This is a genomic window from Escherichia sp. MOD1-EC5433 (genome assembly GCF_002966005.1).
GTDB classification, from domain to species: Bacteria; Pseudomonadota; Gammaproteobacteria; order Enterobacterales; family Enterobacteriaceae; genus Escherichia; species Escherichia ruysiae.
Genome location: NZ_PTRL01000010.1, coordinates 66,445 through 80,562, shown reverse-complemented (window position 1 = coordinate 80,562; position 14,118 = coordinate 66,445). Strand labels below are relative to the sequence as shown.

Here is a 14,118-nt window from a genome sequence, read left to right as displayed (position 1 = left end):
AAATTAAGAATCCGTTACGGCTTTCTGAGAATCTTCAGCGACCGGCGAGTATACCTGAAGAAAGGACGTTAGATGCTTTTAGCTACGGCACTGTTAATTGTTGGTTTACTTTTGGTCGTATACAGTGCCGATCGTCTGGTATTTGCCGCTTCCATTCTTTGCCGCACTTTTGGCATCCCTCCGCTGATCATTGGCATGACTGTGGTCAGTATTGGCACGTCACTCCCAGAAATTATTGTTTCGCTTGCCGCGTCGCTGCACGAACAACGCGATTTAGCCGTCGGCACGGCGCTTGGCTCAAACATTATCAATATCTTGCTGATCCTAGGTCTGACCGCACTGGTGCGCCCTTTTACCGTCCATTCCGATGTTCTACGCCGCGAGTTACCATTAATGTTATTCGTCAGCGTGGTAGCCGGTTCCGTACTCTATGACGGACAACTTAGTCGCAGCGATGGTATCTTTCTCCTTTTTCTGGCTGTGCTATGGCTGCTGTTCATTGTTAAACTTGCACATCAGGCCGAACGTCAGGGAACCGATAGCCTGACCAGAGAGCAGCTTGCAGAGCTACCGCGTGAAGGCGGTTTACCCGTCGCATTTTTATGGCTTGGCATTGCGCTGATCATCATGCCAGTGGCTACGCGGATGGTGATTGATAACGCCACCGTACTGGCGAATTACTTTGCCATCAGCGAATTGACTATTGGTCTGACGGCAATCGCTATCGGCACTAGTCTGCCAGAACTGGCAACCGCGATAGCCGGTGTTCGCAAAGGTGAAAACGACATCGCCATCGGTAATATCATTGGCGCGAATATTTTTAATATCGTCATCGTACTGGGTCTGCCGGCGCTGATTACGCCAGGGGAGGTTAACCCACTGGCGTACAGCCGTGACTACAGCGTGATGTTGTTGGTAAGCATTATTTTTGCGTTGCTGTGCTGGCGACGCTCCCCGCAACCGGGCCGTGGCGTAGGGGTATTATTAACAGGCGGATTTATCGTATGGCTGGCGATGTTGTACTGGTTATCGCCAATACTCGTTGAATAACTGGAAACGCATTATGTCGCACGTAGAGTTGCAACCGGGTTTTGACTTTCAGCAAGCAGGTAAAGAAGTCCTGGCGATTGAACGTGAATGCCTGGCGGAGCTTGATCAATACATCAATCAGAATTTCGCGCTCGCTTGCGAAAAGATGTTTTGGTGTAAAGGCAAAGTCGTGGTTATGGGGATGGGCAAATCGGGACACATTGGACGCAAAATGGCCGCGACCTTTGCCAGCACCGGTACTCCGTCATTTTTCGTCCATCCTGGCGAAGCCGCGCATGGCGATTTAGGCATGGTCACCCCGCAGGATGTGGTAATTGCTATCTCTAACTCTGGTGAATCCAGCGAAATCAATGCCTTGATTCCGGTACTTAAGCGTCTTCACGTGCCGTTAATCTGCATTACCGGTCGCCCGGAGAGCAGCATGGCGCGCGCCGCAGACGTGCATCTGTGTGTTAAAGTAGCGAAAGAAGCCTGTCCGTTGGGGCTGGCACCGACCAGCAGCACCACCGCCACGCTGGTTATGGGCGATGCGCTCGCCGTCGCGCTGTTAAAAGCGCGCGGCTTTACCGCCGAAGATTTTGCGCTCTCACATCCCGGCGGCGCACTGGGTCGTAAACTTCTGCTGCGCGTAAACGATATTATGCATACGGGTGATGAGATCCCGCATGTTAAAAAAACCGCCAGCCTGCGCGATGCATTACTGGAAGTTACCCGCAAAAATCTTGGTATGACCGTCATTTGCGATGACAATATGATGATTGAAGGCATCTTTACCGACGGTGATTTACGCCGTGTCTTCGATATGGGCGTAGATGTCCGTCAATTAAGTATTGCCGATGTGATGACGCCGGGGGGAATTCGCGTACGCCCTGGCATTCTGGCCGTTGAGGCACTGAACTTAATGCAGTCCCGCCATATCACCTCCGTAATGGTTGCCGATGGCGACCATTTACTCGGTGTGTTACATATGCATGATTTACTGCGTGCTGGCGTAGTGTAAAGATTCAAGGATAAACAACAATGAATAAAGCAGGTGCGTCACTTGAGACCTGTTACGGCCCTGTCAGCGCCGGCGTTATGGCAAAAGCAGAAAATATTCGTCTGCTGATCCTTGACGTCGATGGCGTGCTGTCAGATGGCCTGATTTATATGGGCAACAACGGCGAAGAACTTAAAGCGTTCAATGTTCGTGATGGTTATGGCATTCGTTGTGCGCTCACCTCTGATATTGAAGTCGCCATCATTACCGGGCGAAAGGCTAAACTGGTAGAAGATCGCTGTGCCACATTGGGGATTACTCACTTGTATCAGGGGCAGTCGAATAAACTTATCGCCTTTAGCGATCTACTGGAAAAACTGGCGATCGCCCCGGAAAACGTGGCTTACGTTGGGGATGATCTCATCGACTGGCCGGTAATGGAAAAAGTGGGCCTAAGCGTAGCCGTGGCCGATGCGCATCCGCTGTTGCTTCCGCGCGCCGATTACGTGACTCGCATTGCTGGCGGTCGTGGCGCAGTGCGTGAAGTTTGCGACTTATTACTCCTGGCGCAGGGCAAACTGGATGAAGCCAAAGGGCAATCGATATGAGTAAAGCCAGACGTTGGGTTATCATTGTGCTATCACTGGCGGTTCTGGTGATGATCGGTATTAACATGACCGAGAAAGACGATACCGCCCAGGTGGTCGTCAACAACAATGATCCCACCTATAAAAGCGAGCATACGGACACGCTCGTCTATAACCCAGAAGGGGCGCTAAGCTATCGATTGATTGCTCAACACGTTGAATATTATTCCGATCAGGCCGTTTCGTGGTTTACGCAACCGGTACTTACTACGTTTGATAAGGATAAAATCCCGACATGGTCCGTAAAAGCGGATAAAGCCAAGCTGACCAATGATCGGATGCTCTATTTATATGGACACGTTGAAGTCAACGCACTCGTGCCGGACTCTCAACTTCGCAGAATCACGACGGATAACGCGCAGATCAATCTGGTGACGCAGGATGTTACCTCTGAAGACCTCGTCACGTTATACGGAACAACATTTAACTCCAGCGGTCTGAAAATGCGCGGCAACTTACGCAGCAAGAACGCCGAGCTGATTGAAAAGGTTAGAACATCCTATGAAATTCAAAACAAACAAACTCAGCCTTAATCTTGTGCTTGCCAGCTCACTTCTGGCCGCCAGTATTCCGGCATTTGCCGTTACCGGAGACACTGACCAGCCGATTCACATTGAATCGGATCAGCAATCTCTTGATATGCAAGGCAACGTGGTCACCTTCACGGGTAACGTCATTGTTACCCAGGGCACCATCAAAATTAATGCCGATAAAGTGGTCGTTACCCGTCCGGGCGGCGAGCAGGGCAAAGAAGTGATCGATGGCTACGGTAAGCCAGCGACGTTCTATCAGATGCAGGACAACGGTAAACCTGTCGAAGGTCACGCTTCCCAGATGCATTACGAACTGGCGAAAGATTTTGTCGTTCTGACCGGTAATGCTTATCTGCAGCAGGTCGATAGCAATATAAAGGGCGATAAAATCACTTATCTGGTGAAAGAGCAGAAAATGCAGGCTTTCAGCGATAAAGGTAAGCGCGTAACCACCGTTCTGGTGCCGTCGCAGTTGCAGGATAAAAACAACAAAGGCCAGACCCCGGCACAGAAGAAAGGTAATTAATTCGTTATGGCAACATTAACAGCAAAGAACCTTGCAAAAGCCTACAAGGGTCGCCGCGTGGTGGAAGACGTCAGTCTGACCGTCAACTCCGGGGAAATTGTTGGTCTGCTGGGGCCAAACGGTGCCGGTAAGACCACCACTTTCTACATGGTTGTTGGCATTGTGCCGCGCGATGCAGGCAACATCATTATTGATGATGACGATATCAGTCTGCTGCCATTACACGCGCGCGCGCGCCGTGGTATCGGCTATCTGCCGCAGGAAGCCTCCATTTTCCGCCGCCTCAGCGTTTACGATAACCTGATGGCGGTACTGCAAATTCGTGACGACTTGTCTGCTGAACAACGTGAAGACCGCGCGAACGAGCTGATGGAAGAGTTTCACATTGAGCACCTGCGTGACAGCATGGGGCAATCGCTCTCCGGTGGTGAACGTCGCCGTGTAGAAATTGCCCGCGCACTGGCTGCGAATCCGAAATTTATTCTGCTTGATGAACCGTTTGCCGGGGTTGACCCGATCTCGGTTATCGACATCAAACGCATCATTGAGCACCTGCGCGACAGCGGCCTGGGTGTGCTGATCACTGACCATAACGTGCGTGAAACACTGGCAGTTTGTGAACGCGCTTATATCGTCAGTCAGGGGCATTTGATCGCCCACGGCACACCTACAGAAATCTTACAAGACGAACATGTTAAGCGTGTATACCTTGGGGAAGACTTCAGACTCTGATAGGGTAGAAGCTCGCGACGTTTTAGCAGGAGAGTACGATTCTGAACATGAAGCAAGGTTTGCAACTCAGGCTTAGTCAGCAACTGGCGATGACGCCTCAGCTACAACAGGCAATTCGTCTGTTGCAGCTGTCCACGCTGGAACTTCAACAGGAGCTGCAGCAGGCGCTGGAGAGTAATCCACTGCTTGAGCAAATCGACACTCATGATGAAATCGACACTCACGAAACGCCAGACAGCGAAACGCTGGACACCGCTGACGCGCTCGAACAAAAAGAGATGCCGGAAGAACTGCCGCTCGATGCCAGTTGGGACACCATCTACACTGCCGGTACGCCGTCCGGCACCAGCGGTGACTACATTGACGACGAACTGCCAGTCTATCAAGGCGAAACGACGCAGACCTTGCAGGATTATCTGATGTGGCAGGTCGAACTGACGCCGTTTTCCGACACTGACCGCGCTATCGCCACCTCCATCGTTGATGCCGTTGATGATACCGGTTATCTCACCGTCCCACTGGAAGATATTCTCGAAAGCATGGGCGATGAAGAGATCGACATCGATGAAGTTGAAGCGGTCCTCAAGCGGATCCAACGGTTTGACCCGGTCGGTGTAGCGGCGAAAGATCTGCGCGACTGCCTGCTGATCCAACTCTCCCAATTCGACAAAACGACGCCGTGGCTGGAAGAAGCTCGACTGATCATTAGCAATCATCTTGATCTACTGGCGAATCACGACTTCCGCACACTAATGCGCGTAACTCGTCTAAAAGAAGATGTGCTGAAAGAAGCCGTCAATCTGATCCAGTCACTCGATCCGCGCCCCGGGCAGTCGATCCAGACTGGCGAACCTGAGTATGTCATTCCAGATGTGCTGGTGCGTAAGCATAACGGTCACTGGACGGTAGAACTCAACAGTGACAGCATTCCGCGTCTGCAAATCAACCAGCACTATGCCTCGATGTGTAATAACACACGTAACGATGGCGACAGCCAGTTTATCCGCAGCAATCTGCAGGATGCCAAATGGTTGATTAAGAGTCTGGAAAGTCGTAACGATACGCTACTGCGCGTGAGTCGCTGTATTGTTGAACAGCAGCAAGCCTTCTTTGAGCAAGGCGAAGAATATATGAAACCGATGGTACTGGCCGATATCGCCCAGGCTGTCGAAATGCATGAATCGACGATATCTCGCGTGACCACGCAAAAGTACCTGCATAGTCCACGAGGCATTTTTGAACTGAAGTATTTTTTCTCCAGTCACGTCAATACCGAGGGCGGCGGCGAAGCCTCGTCCACGGCGATTCGTGCGCTGGTGAAGAAATTAATCGCGGCGGAAAACCCAGCGAAACCGTTGAGCGACAGCAAGTTAACCTCTTTGCTGTCGGAACAAGGTATCATGGTGGCACGCCGCACTGTTGCGAAATACCGAGAGTCTTTATCCATTCCGCCGTCAAACCAGCGTAAACAGCTCGTTTGACCCAACCGATAAGGAAGACACTATGCAGCTCAACATTACCGGAAATAACGTCGAGATCACCGAGGCCCTGCGCGAATTTGTCACATCAAAATTTGCCAAACTTGAGCAATATTTTGACCGAATCAACCAGGTCTATGTTGTTCTGAAAGTGGAGAAAGTCACCCATACCTCAGATGCAACACTGCATGTAAACGGTGGCGAGATTCATGCCAGCGCGGAAGGTCAGGACATGTACGCTGCCATTGATGGCTTAATCGATAAGCTGGCACGCCAGTTGACCAAGCATAAAGATAAATTGAAACAACACTAATTGTCCGGGCAATTAGCAAGTGCATGGCGGCCTGTTGTGCGACACAACGGGCCATTTGTACGGTTAATGCTCCGAACCTGTCCCACGATTCGAGTGGTCAGGTTCTTAGGTGAAATTATGACAAATAATGATACAACTCTACAGCTTAGCAGTGTTCTTAACAGGGAATGTACGCGAAGCCGCGTCCACTGTCAGAGCAAAAAACGTGCACTGGAAATTATCAGCGAACTGGCTGCGAAACAACTCAGCCTGCCGCCTCAGGTGGTTTTTGAAGCTATTCTGACGCGGGAAAAAATGGGCAGTACCGGTATCGGTAATGGCATTGCCATTCCGCATGGCAAACTGGAAGAAGATACTCTGCGTGCCGTTGGTGTTTTCGTTCAGCTCGAAACGCCTATAGCTTTCGATGCCATCGACAACCAACCGGTGGACTTACTTTTTGCCCTGCTGGTGCCGGCTGACCAAACCAAAACGCACCTGCATACTCTTTCGCTGGTGGCGAAACGTCTGGCAGACAAAACTATCTGCCGCCGTTTACGCGCAGCCCAGAGTGATGAAGAGCTGTATCAAATCATTACGGATACCGAAGGTACTCCGGATGAAGCGTAGTTATTCTGTAATGTCTCTTTTAGACGTTGTGAGGAGAAACAGTACATGGTACTGATGATCGTCAGCGGACGTTCAGGCTCAGGTAAATCTGTCGCCCTTCGTGCGCTGGAAGATATGGGTTTTTACTGCGTGGATAACCTTCCCGTAGTGCTGTTACCCGATCTGGCTCGCACGCTCGCCGATCGCGAGATTTCTGCCGCCGTCAGCATTGATGTTCGTAATATGCCGGAGTCACCAGAAATATTCGAACAGGCGATGAGTAACCTGCCTGATGCTTTCTCACCGCAACTGCTGTTCCTGGATGCCGATCGTAACACCCTGATTCGTCGTTACAGTGATACGCGCCGCCTGCATCCGCTCTCCAGCAAGAACCTGTCGCTGGAAAGTGCTATCGACAAAGAAAGCGATCTGCTGGAGCCACTGCGTTCGCGGGCAGATTTAATTGTCGATACCTCAGAAATGTCCGTTCACGAGTTGGCAGAAATGTTGCGTACCCGTTTGCTGGGTAAACGCGAGCGTGAACTGACGATGGTCTTTGAGTCCTTCGGCTTCAAACACGGCATTCCTATTGATGCAGATTACGTCTTTGATGTGCGCTTCTTGCCGAACCCGCACTGGGACCCGAAACTGCGTCCAATGACAGGTCTTGATAAACCTGTCGCCGCGTTCCTCGACCGCCACACAGAAGTACACAATTTTATCTACCAGACGCGAAGCTACCTTGAGCTATGGTTACCTATGCTGGAAACCAACAACCGTAGCTACCTGACGGTCGCCATTGGTTGTACCGGCGGGAAGCACCGTTCGGTGTATATTGCAGAGCAACTGGCAGACTACTTCCGCTCGCGCGGTAAAAACGTCCAGTCACGCCATCGTACGCTGGAAAAACGTAAACCATGACCGTCAAGCAAACTGTTGAAATCACAAACAAGCTGGGCATGCATGCCCGGCCTGCCATGAAACTCTTTGAATTAATGCAGGGTTTTGACGCTGAAGTGCTGTTACGTAATGACGAAGGCACCGAGGCTGAAGCCAACAGCGTTATTGCGCTGCTGATGTTGGATTCTGCCAAAGGACGGCAGATTGAAGTTGAAGCGACCGGACCACAGGAAGAGGAAGCACTGGCCGCCGTTATCGCCCTCTTTAACTCTGGTTTTGATGAAGATTAATCTTCATAACCCTGACGCTTAATTCCCCCGGATACACACCTTCAGCCCTTAAGGGTGAAAAATGTACAAGCGGAAAATGTCCTCATTTTTCGCGGCTTGTACATTTTGTGCTCTTTTCTGTGCGTACAAAACCTTAAGAAAACCTTAAAAAGCCTTGTTTAGGTTTTGTTTAAGTTAAGCCCTCATACTGGAGACTGTCAGAAAATATTTCCAGGAGATGGCATGATTCGCTTATCTGAACAAAGTCCCCTGGGCACCGGAAGACATCGGAAATGTTACGCGCATCCGGAAGATGCCCAACGCTGTATCAAGATTGTCTATCACCGTGGCGACGGTGGTGATAAAGAGATCCGCCGTGAGTTAAAGTACTACGCGCATCTTGGTCGTCGGTTAAAAGACTGGAGCGGTATTCCACGCTATCACGGTACGGTTGAGACTGATTGCGGGACCGGTTATGTCTACGATGTCATTGCCGATTTTGATGGCAAACCGTCTATTACATTGACCGAATTTGCTGAACAATGCCGTTACGAAGAAGATATCGCGCAACTGCGCCAGCTACTGAAACAGCTGAAGCGTTATTTGCAGGATAACCGCATCGTGACAATGTCGCTGAAGCCGCAGAATATTCTTTGTCACCGCATCAGCGAGTCAGAAATTATTCCCGTCGTCTGTGACAACATTGGTGAAAGCACGTGGATTCCGTTAGCGACCTGGTCGAAGTGGTGTTGTTTACGTAAACAAGAGCGATTGTGGCAACGTTTTATCGCTCAACCCGCGTTATCGGTTGCCCTGAAGAAAGACGCACAACTCAGTGAGAACAAGAAACTCTCCCTCACCTCGCGCGAAGCTTAATCCAGTTGATGTTGCCGCATAAAAGATTCACCGCCCAACTGATGCATCTGCCGTAAAATCCACGCCTGACGGCTACGCACGTAGCCTGAGGGTGCGGAAGCTTTAAAGCGTAGTGGGTTCGGAAGTACTGCTGCCAGTAAGGCAGCCTCCGACTGAGTGAGTTTGCTCGCGGGTTTATGGAAATAGCGTTGCGCTGCGGCTTCAACACCAAACACACCATCGCCAAATTCGGCAATATTCAGATAAACCGTCAGGATGCGTTTTTTGCTCCAGACCGTTTCTATCCCCAATGTCAGACCTGCTTCCAGCCCTTTACGTATCCAGCTACGCCCATCCCATAAAAAGAGGTTTTTGGCTGTCTGCTGGGAAAGCGTTGATGCGCCGCGAATACGATTTTCATTACGCTCGTTGTGCGCCAGAGCTTTCTCAATGGAAGCGACATCAAAGCCCCAGTGCTCAGGGAATTTCTGATCTTCTGCGGCAATCACCGCCAGTCCCATCCACGGCGATATTTGATCCATACTGACCCAGTCAGAATGTGCCACGTAACGAAAATTACCATGTAGCCATGCACTGACCTGTCGCTCGACCATTACCGCTGAGAACGGAACGGGCGCTATGCTAAACAACGCGATGCCCCCGCCCCATAAAACGGCGAGGACAACCACTAACCGCAGAAGAAAACGACGAACGAAACCGAACGCCGTTAAGCGGCTTTTACTCATTCAGCCAGAACCAGCACGCGAGAAACCAACTTATCAATGCCGTTCGCTGCTTCCGCAATGTTCTGTGCCAACATATAAGCCGGTGTAGTGACAATCTTATTGTCTTCATCAACAACGATATCATCGACCGGACATGGCACATGCTCCGCGCCCATCGCTTCCAGCACTTCTGCGGTATCGATATCAGTACCGATGGTCAAACGCAGCGGGAAATCGAAAATTTTCGGCAGCATCGCCGGGGCAATACACATAAAACCAAGCGGTTTACCGGCCTGATGCATCGCTTGCGCCAACGCCTTTAATTCACGATCAACGGTGCATTCACTGCCAAGGCTGGCAAAATTGCTTAAATTCTTCGCCGCGCCAAAGCCACCCGGCACAATCAACGCATCCAGTTCGGCAGCATCGGCCTGAGCCAGAGGACGGATCTCACCACGCGCAATACGCGCGGCTTCAATCAGCACATTGCGCGATTCCGCCATCGCCTCGCCGGTTAAATGGTTGATGACATCAACCTGCTGCTTATCCGGCGCAAAGCAGACCGCCTGCGCGCCGCTGCGTGAAATAGCTAACAACGTCAACACCGCTTCATGAATTTCAGAACCGTCATAGACGCCGCACCCGCTCAGAACTACGCCAATTTTCTTCATTGTGATCATCCTTTCGCAACTGACTGAAACACATTAATCTTTTTAATAAAAATGCTACGCATCACACATTTAACTGATTCATGTAACAAATCATTTAAGATTTGCTATCTTAACTGCGTGCGGCCTGAAAAACAGTGCTGTGCCCTTGTAACTCATCATAATAATTTACGGCGCAGCCAAGATTTCCCTGGTGTTGGCGCAGTATTCGCGCACCCCGGTCTAGCCGGGGTCATTTTTTAGTGGCTTTTGCCACCCACGCTTTCAGCACGTCTACGTCGTGACGCCACTCTTCTTTCATCTCTTCAATCCATTCACCTACGTTATCTTCCCACGCAGGAAGGTCGGGAGACTGAATTTGCTGACCCAGCTGTTGTAGATGGCGTAACCCCACTGAACCTGCCGCGCCTTTAATTTTATGCCCTTCCTCGACGATGCCTTTTTTATCCTGCGCCGTCAGGTTCGACTCCAGTACACTCACATAGCCCGGCATCATTTTCTCAAACACCGCCAGTCCATCGGTAATCAATTTCGACCCTACAAGTTCGAGATACTGTTCCAGCATGGGTATATCGAGTAATGCTTCAGATTTGCTGTTCTCTTCTGTCGTCACCGTGCTCTCCTCATCATCCTGGGTATCCCAGAATTTCTTGATCATCGCGGTTAGCGCCGGTACGGAAAGCGGCTTACTCAGCACATCATCCATTCCAGCATTGAGGTACTCTTGTTTATCTTTCAGCACATTGGCGGTTAAAGCCACCAGCGGCGGTAAATCTTCGCGCGGATAACGCTTCGTCAGTTCACGAGAGATATCCAGCCCGGTCATATCTGGCAACTGAATATCCAGCAATACCAGGTCGTATTCGCCTGGTTTAAACATCTCCAGCGCCGCCTTGCCGGTCATTGCTACATCAACGCTGTTACCCAATTTTTCCAGTACAGAACGCGCGACAATAACGTTCAGTTCAATGTCTTCCACCAGCAGCACATTCAGCGCCGGTAAAGGCATATCGTCTTCGTCAAACGCGTCATCGACCTCTTCTGCCACCGACGGTGCGTGGATCGTCAACCTAAAGGTAGAACCCTTGCCCTGTTCGCTGGTGACGGTGATATCGCCGCCCATATTTTTCGCCAGCCGACGAGAAACCGCCAGGCCAATGCCGGTGCCGGTGGCAGGTTTACCACCGTGACTGTCTTTCACCTGATAATACATGGCAAAAATTTTATCCAGCTCATCCTGCGGAATACCGATGCCGGAGTCTTCCACTTCAAAATGCAGCATGTCGCCTTCATCGTAGCGCACGCGCACGGTAACCTGCCCTTGCTGGGTGAATTTGACGGCGTTACTGATGAGATTCCACAGGATCTGCCGTAAACGCGTACCGTCGGTAATGATCTGATGCGGTAATGGTAGCGTCGGTTCCAGAATAAAACGCAGCCCTTTTTGTTGCGCCTGCAATGCGGAGAGATTTTCCAGATCGGCAAGGAAACTGGTGAAATCAACTGGCTGGTTATCAAGCTGAACTTTACGCCGCTCCATCTTATCCATGTCGATAATATCGTTAAAAATATTCCCCAAAGTGACGGCGGAAACATGGATGGTTTTGAGATATTTTTCCTGCTCAGCAGTGAGTTCCGTATCCAGCAGAATGCGGCTTAAACCAACGATACCGTTCAGCGGTGTACGCAATTCGTGACTGATGGTGGAGATAAAAGTCGTTTTGTCGCGGCTGGCACGTTCGAGCGCATCCTGATACCGCTTACGCTCGGTAATGTCACGACCAAACCCCATCAAACCGTGGCGTTTACCCACGCGGTCGTAGTACGGCACTTTACGGATTTCAAAGCAGGCTTTGCGTCCGTCGGGATAATCCAGCCACTGCTCATAGGTCAGTGACACATTATGACGGAACACTTTTTCATCGGTCTCAATGACTTTCGCGGCGGCTTCCGGTGAGTAAACATCAGCAGGTTTCAGATGAACCAGTTGTTTTTCGCTCTTCCCGGTTAGCAATTCCATTGCGCGGTTACAGCCGGAAAACTCTTTATCTTCGTTACGGTAAAAAACCAGGTCTGGAGAGGCGTCAAGGAAGGAACGTAAGAAAGAGGATTGCTGTTCGAGCTGAATTTGTGTCTCTTCACGCTCTTTGATTTCAATTTTCAGCTGACCGAAGGTTTCCTGCAATTCAGCTTCCGCTTTTTCACGAACGGCAATTTCCTGATTAAGCTGGGTAATATTGTCTTTTAACTGAACGTTGAGGCTCAGATCGCGCTCACGCATCTCCTCCAGTTTTTGCACCAACCGTGACAGACGTTGTCGTGACTCCTCCAGTTGCTCTACAACCACCGAAAGAAAGTAGACCGCCCACGGCGTAATCAGCAGACCAAAGAAGATAGAGCGAATAACATCAATGCTTTCGACCTGACCATGCAGCACCATGGTCACCGCCATTTGTACCACAATGGCGAGAACGACAAGGGCCAGCGCCAGCAACATTGAGAAGCGCACCAGACCTAACTTCATCATCAGGTCAACATAATACTGCGCCAGCAGACGAATTTGCTTCATTAGGGAATTCCTTCACGACAACCTGCCCCAATAATACCCAATTCTGACAGTTACGTTATAAATTGTGTGAGAAATGCGGAATTCCCCTCAATGGCCTACGCCGTTGGAGGTAGCCACGGACGTCCCAGCGCCGATCCCTGTACGCCATGTTCATTCAGATAGCGATCCAGCTCGACCATTCCCGTCCAGCGATTCTCACACCACAGCGGAGCAAGTAGCGTCGGGCGACGGGCGCTGGCGGAAATTCGGTGGTAGATAACCTCCGGTGGCGTATGGCGAATCATTTCTCCGGCCGTCAGCGTGTAATCGTCCAGTTCAATACCGTTCAAACGCCCCGCTTCCCAGGCTTTCGCCATAATACTGCCTTTCACGATATGCAGGGGATGAAGCTTTATGCCGTCCACGCCGGTTTCAACCACTCGCTCCAGCGTTTGCAAACATTCCGCGTGCCCTTCGCCAGGCAGGCCGACAATTAAATGAGAACACACCTTCAGTCCACGCTGACGCGCCAGCTGGGTCGTGCGCTGATAGCAGGCAAAATCATGTCCGCGATTGATGCGATGCAGCGTTTTGTCATGCGCGGTTTGCAGGCCCAGCTCCAGCCACACTTCGTAGCCCTGGTCTTTATATTCACAAAGCAGATCCAACACCGCATCCGGCACGCAGTCCGGGCGCGTACCAACACACAAACCGACAATATTGGCCTGGCTCACCGCCTGTTGATACATGGAACGCAGCACCTGAACTTCCGCAAAGGTGCTGGTATAAGCCTGAAAGTAGGCCAGATAGCGTTTCGCGCGGTTAACCAGATTCGCCTGATGCGCCAGTTGTTCGGCAATGGAGCGATGCTGCTGTGCTTCGTCGGCAAACGAAGCAACATTACAGAATGTGCATCCGCCGCGTCCGATGGTTCCGTCACGATTCGGGCAGCTAAAACCGCCATGCAGCGTCAGTTTATGCACCTTTTGCCCGTAACGACGGGTAAGATCCCCACCAAACATATTGACTAATTTCTGTAACTGCATAATCTGATAGACCGCGCCTTGAAAAGAGGCCAAAGCCTGCCATTTTTAGCTCAATTCGGCGATGACCTGGATCAATCGCCCCGGCCTGCTTATATCAACTGCATAATAAATCACAATTACTGAAATTTAATGCAATAGCACATAAATTACTTTTGCTTATCTTGCGTCGGATTTTTTTATCCGCTAATGGATTTTAAACAAAAACAGTAGCATGAAATGTCTTTTCCTCTTAAGGCAGTATAAAACACTGCTTCATACGTC

Annotated in this window: 16 protein-coding genes; 12 read left to right on the top strand and 4 right to left on the bottom strand. The window is 50.6% G+C overall.

What is annotated here, in order from left to right:
* Positions 1–72 precede the first annotated feature (72 nt).
* The 12 genes from C3D30_RS18615 to yrbL all read left to right on the top strand — a co-directional run bounded on the left by C3D30_RS18615 (position 73) and on the right by yrbL (position 8,891).
* Positions 73–1,050 (top strand): calcium/sodium antiporter, encoded by a 978-nt coding sequence (locus C3D30_RS18615; protein ID WP_000922893.1) that lies wholly within the window; start codon positions 73–75, stop codon positions 1,048–1,050.
* A gap of 13 nt (positions 1,051–1,063) precedes the next feature.
* On the top strand, positions 1,064–2,050 hold the full coding sequence (gene kdsD / locus C3D30_RS18610; RefSeq protein ID WP_010346512.1) for an arabinose-5-phosphate isomerase KdsD: 987 nt from the start codon (positions 1,064–1,066) through the stop codon (positions 2,048–2,050).
* A gap of 20 nt (positions 2,051–2,070) precedes the next feature.
* Complete coding sequence (kdsC, locus tag C3D30_RS18605; RefSeq protein WP_105287241.1) at positions 2,071–2,637, top strand: 3-deoxy-manno-octulosonate-8-phosphatase KdsC; 567 nt, start codon at positions 2,071–2,073, stop codon at positions 2,635–2,637.
* Positions 2,634–3,209 (top strand): LPS export ABC transporter periplasmic protein LptC, encoded by a 576-nt coding sequence (gene lptC / locus C3D30_RS18600; RefSeq protein ID WP_000030542.1) that lies wholly within the window; start codon positions 2,634–2,636, stop codon positions 3,207–3,209. Before kdsC ends, lptC begins: the two co-directional genes overlap by 4 nt.
* Entirely contained in the window at positions 3,178–3,735 is a 558-nt protein-coding gene (lptA, locus tag C3D30_RS18595) for a lipopolysaccharide ABC transporter substrate-binding protein LptA (RefSeq protein ID WP_000669785.1), read from the top strand. The genes lptC and lptA overlap by 32 nt, the downstream gene beginning before the upstream one ends.
* Before the next feature lie 6 nt (positions 3,736–3,741).
* Positions 3,742–4,467, top strand: a complete 726-nt coding sequence (gene lptB / locus C3D30_RS18590) for an LPS export ABC transporter ATP-binding protein (protein WP_000224099.1) — start codon at positions 3,742–3,744, stop codon at positions 4,465–4,467.
* A gap of 47 nt (positions 4,468–4,514) precedes the next feature.
* On the top strand, positions 4,515–5,948 hold the full coding sequence (gene rpoN, locus C3D30_RS18585; RefSeq protein ID WP_105287240.1) for an RNA polymerase factor sigma-54: 1,434 nt from the start codon (positions 4,515–4,517) through the stop codon (positions 5,946–5,948).
* A 22-nt stretch (positions 5,949–5,970) separates the two neighbouring features.
* A complete protein-coding gene (gene hpf, locus C3D30_RS18580) occupies positions 5,971–6,258 on the top strand; it encodes a ribosome hibernation promoting factor (protein WP_001176602.1) in 288 nt (95 codons plus the stop codon).
* A 117-nt stretch (positions 6,259–6,375) separates the two neighbouring features.
* Positions 6,376–6,867 carry a PTS IIA-like nitrogen regulatory protein PtsN gene (gene ptsN, locus C3D30_RS18575; protein ID WP_000183676.1) on the top strand — a complete coding sequence of 164 codons (492 nt, stop codon included), beginning with the start codon at positions 6,376–6,378 and terminating at the stop codon, positions 6,865–6,867.
* Positions 6,868–6,912: 45 nt separating this feature from the next.
* Complete coding sequence (gene rapZ, locus C3D30_RS18570; RefSeq protein ID WP_000243741.1) at positions 6,913–7,767, top strand: RNase adapter RapZ; 855 nt, start codon at positions 6,913–6,915, stop codon at positions 7,765–7,767.
* A complete protein-coding gene (gene npr / locus C3D30_RS18565; RefSeq protein WP_000216791.1) occupies positions 7,764–8,036 on the top strand; it encodes a PTS phosphocarrier protein NPr in 273 nt (90 codons plus the stop codon). The genes rapZ and npr overlap by 4 nt, the downstream gene beginning before the upstream one ends.
* A gap of 222 nt (positions 8,037–8,258) precedes the next feature.
* A complete protein-coding gene (yrbL, locus tag C3D30_RS18560) occupies positions 8,259–8,891 on the top strand; it encodes a PhoP regulatory network protein YrbL (protein ID WP_000620403.1) in 633 nt (210 codons plus the stop codon).
* Here yrbL and mtgA read toward each other — a convergent pair.
* The 4 genes from mtgA to mnmL form a co-directional block, all read right to left on the bottom strand.
* Positions 8,888–9,616: a monofunctional biosynthetic peptidoglycan transglycosylase gene (gene mtgA, locus C3D30_RS18555; protein WP_000047058.1), complete on the bottom strand. Its 729-nt coding sequence runs from the start codon at positions 9,614–9,616 to the stop codon at positions 8,888–8,890. The two genes, yrbL and mtgA, sit on opposite strands and share 4 nt — an antisense overlap.
* Entirely contained in the window at positions 9,613–10,266 is a 654-nt protein-coding gene (gene elbB / locus C3D30_RS18550) for an isoprenoid biosynthesis glyoxalase ElbB (protein WP_010358121.1), read from the bottom strand. The genes mtgA and elbB overlap by 4 nt, the downstream gene beginning before the upstream one ends.
* A 229-nt stretch (positions 10,267–10,495) precedes the next feature.
* Positions 10,496–12,832 (bottom strand): aerobic respiration two-component sensor histidine kinase ArcB, encoded by a 2,337-nt coding sequence (arcB, locus tag C3D30_RS18545; RefSeq protein WP_105287239.1) that lies wholly within the window; start codon positions 12,830–12,832, stop codon positions 10,496–10,498.
* Positions 12,833–12,927: 95 nt separating this feature from the next.
* Positions 12,928–13,857, bottom strand: a complete 930-nt coding sequence (mnmL, locus tag C3D30_RS18540; protein WP_105282885.1) for a tRNA modification radical SAM protein MnmL/YtqA — start codon at positions 13,855–13,857, stop codon at positions 12,928–12,930.
* Positions 13,858–14,118: the final 261 nt, after the last annotated feature.

What these genes read in the sequence shown, in the direction of transcription:
- npr (WP_000216791.1), top strand. Translation starts at nt 7,764, where the DNA reads ATGACCGTCAAGCAAACTGTTGAAATCACAAACAAGCTGGGCATGCAT.
- kdsD (WP_010346512.1), top strand. Translation starts at nt 1,064, where the DNA reads ATGTCGCACGTAGAGTTGCAACCGGGTTTTGACTTTCAGCAAGCAGGT.
- elbB (WP_010358121.1), bottom strand. Translation starts at nt 10,266, where the DNA reads ATGAAGAAAATTGGCGTAGTTCTGAGCGGGTGCGGCGTCTATGACGGT.
- yrbL (WP_000620403.1), top strand. Translation starts at nt 8,259, where the DNA reads ATGATTCGCTTATCTGAACAAAGTCCCCTGGGCACCGGAAGACATCGG.
- kdsC (WP_105287241.1), top strand. Translation starts at nt 2,071, where the DNA reads ATGAATAAAGCAGGTGCGTCACTTGAGACCTGTTACGGCCCTGTCAGC.
- ptsN (WP_000183676.1), top strand. Translation starts at nt 6,376, where the DNA reads ATGACAAATAATGATACAACTCTACAGCTTAGCAGTGTTCTTAACAGG.
- lptB (WP_000224099.1), top strand. Translation starts at nt 3,742, where the DNA reads ATGGCAACATTAACAGCAAAGAACCTTGCAAAAGCCTACAAGGGTCGC.
- hpf (WP_001176602.1), top strand. Translation starts at nt 5,971, where the DNA reads ATGCAGCTCAACATTACCGGAAATAACGTCGAGATCACCGAGGCCCTG.
- rpoN (WP_105287240.1), top strand. Translation starts at nt 4,515, where the DNA reads ATGAAGCAAGGTTTGCAACTCAGGCTTAGTCAGCAACTGGCGATGACG.
- rapZ (WP_000243741.1), top strand. Translation starts at nt 6,913, where the DNA reads ATGGTACTGATGATCGTCAGCGGACGTTCAGGCTCAGGTAAATCTGTC.
- C3D30_RS18615 (WP_000922893.1), top strand. Translation starts at nt 73, where the DNA reads ATGCTTTTAGCTACGGCACTGTTAATTGTTGGTTTACTTTTGGTCGTA.
- lptA (WP_000669785.1), top strand. Translation starts at nt 3,178, where the DNA reads ATGAAATTCAAAACAAACAAACTCAGCCTTAATCTTGTGCTTGCCAGC.
- mnmL (WP_105282885.1), bottom strand. Translation starts at nt 13,857, where the DNA reads ATGCAGTTACAGAAATTAGTCAATATGTTTGGTGGGGATCTTACCCGT.
- lptC (WP_000030542.1), top strand. Translation starts at nt 2,634, where the DNA reads ATGAGTAAAGCCAGACGTTGGGTTATCATTGTGCTATCACTGGCGGTT.
- arcB (WP_105287239.1), bottom strand. Translation starts at nt 12,832, where the DNA reads ATGAAGCAAATTCGTCTGCTGGCGCAGTATTATGTTGACCTGATGATG.
- mtgA (WP_000047058.1), bottom strand. Translation starts at nt 9,616, where the DNA reads ATGAGTAAAAGCCGCTTAACGGCGTTCGGTTTCGTTCGTCGTTTTCTT.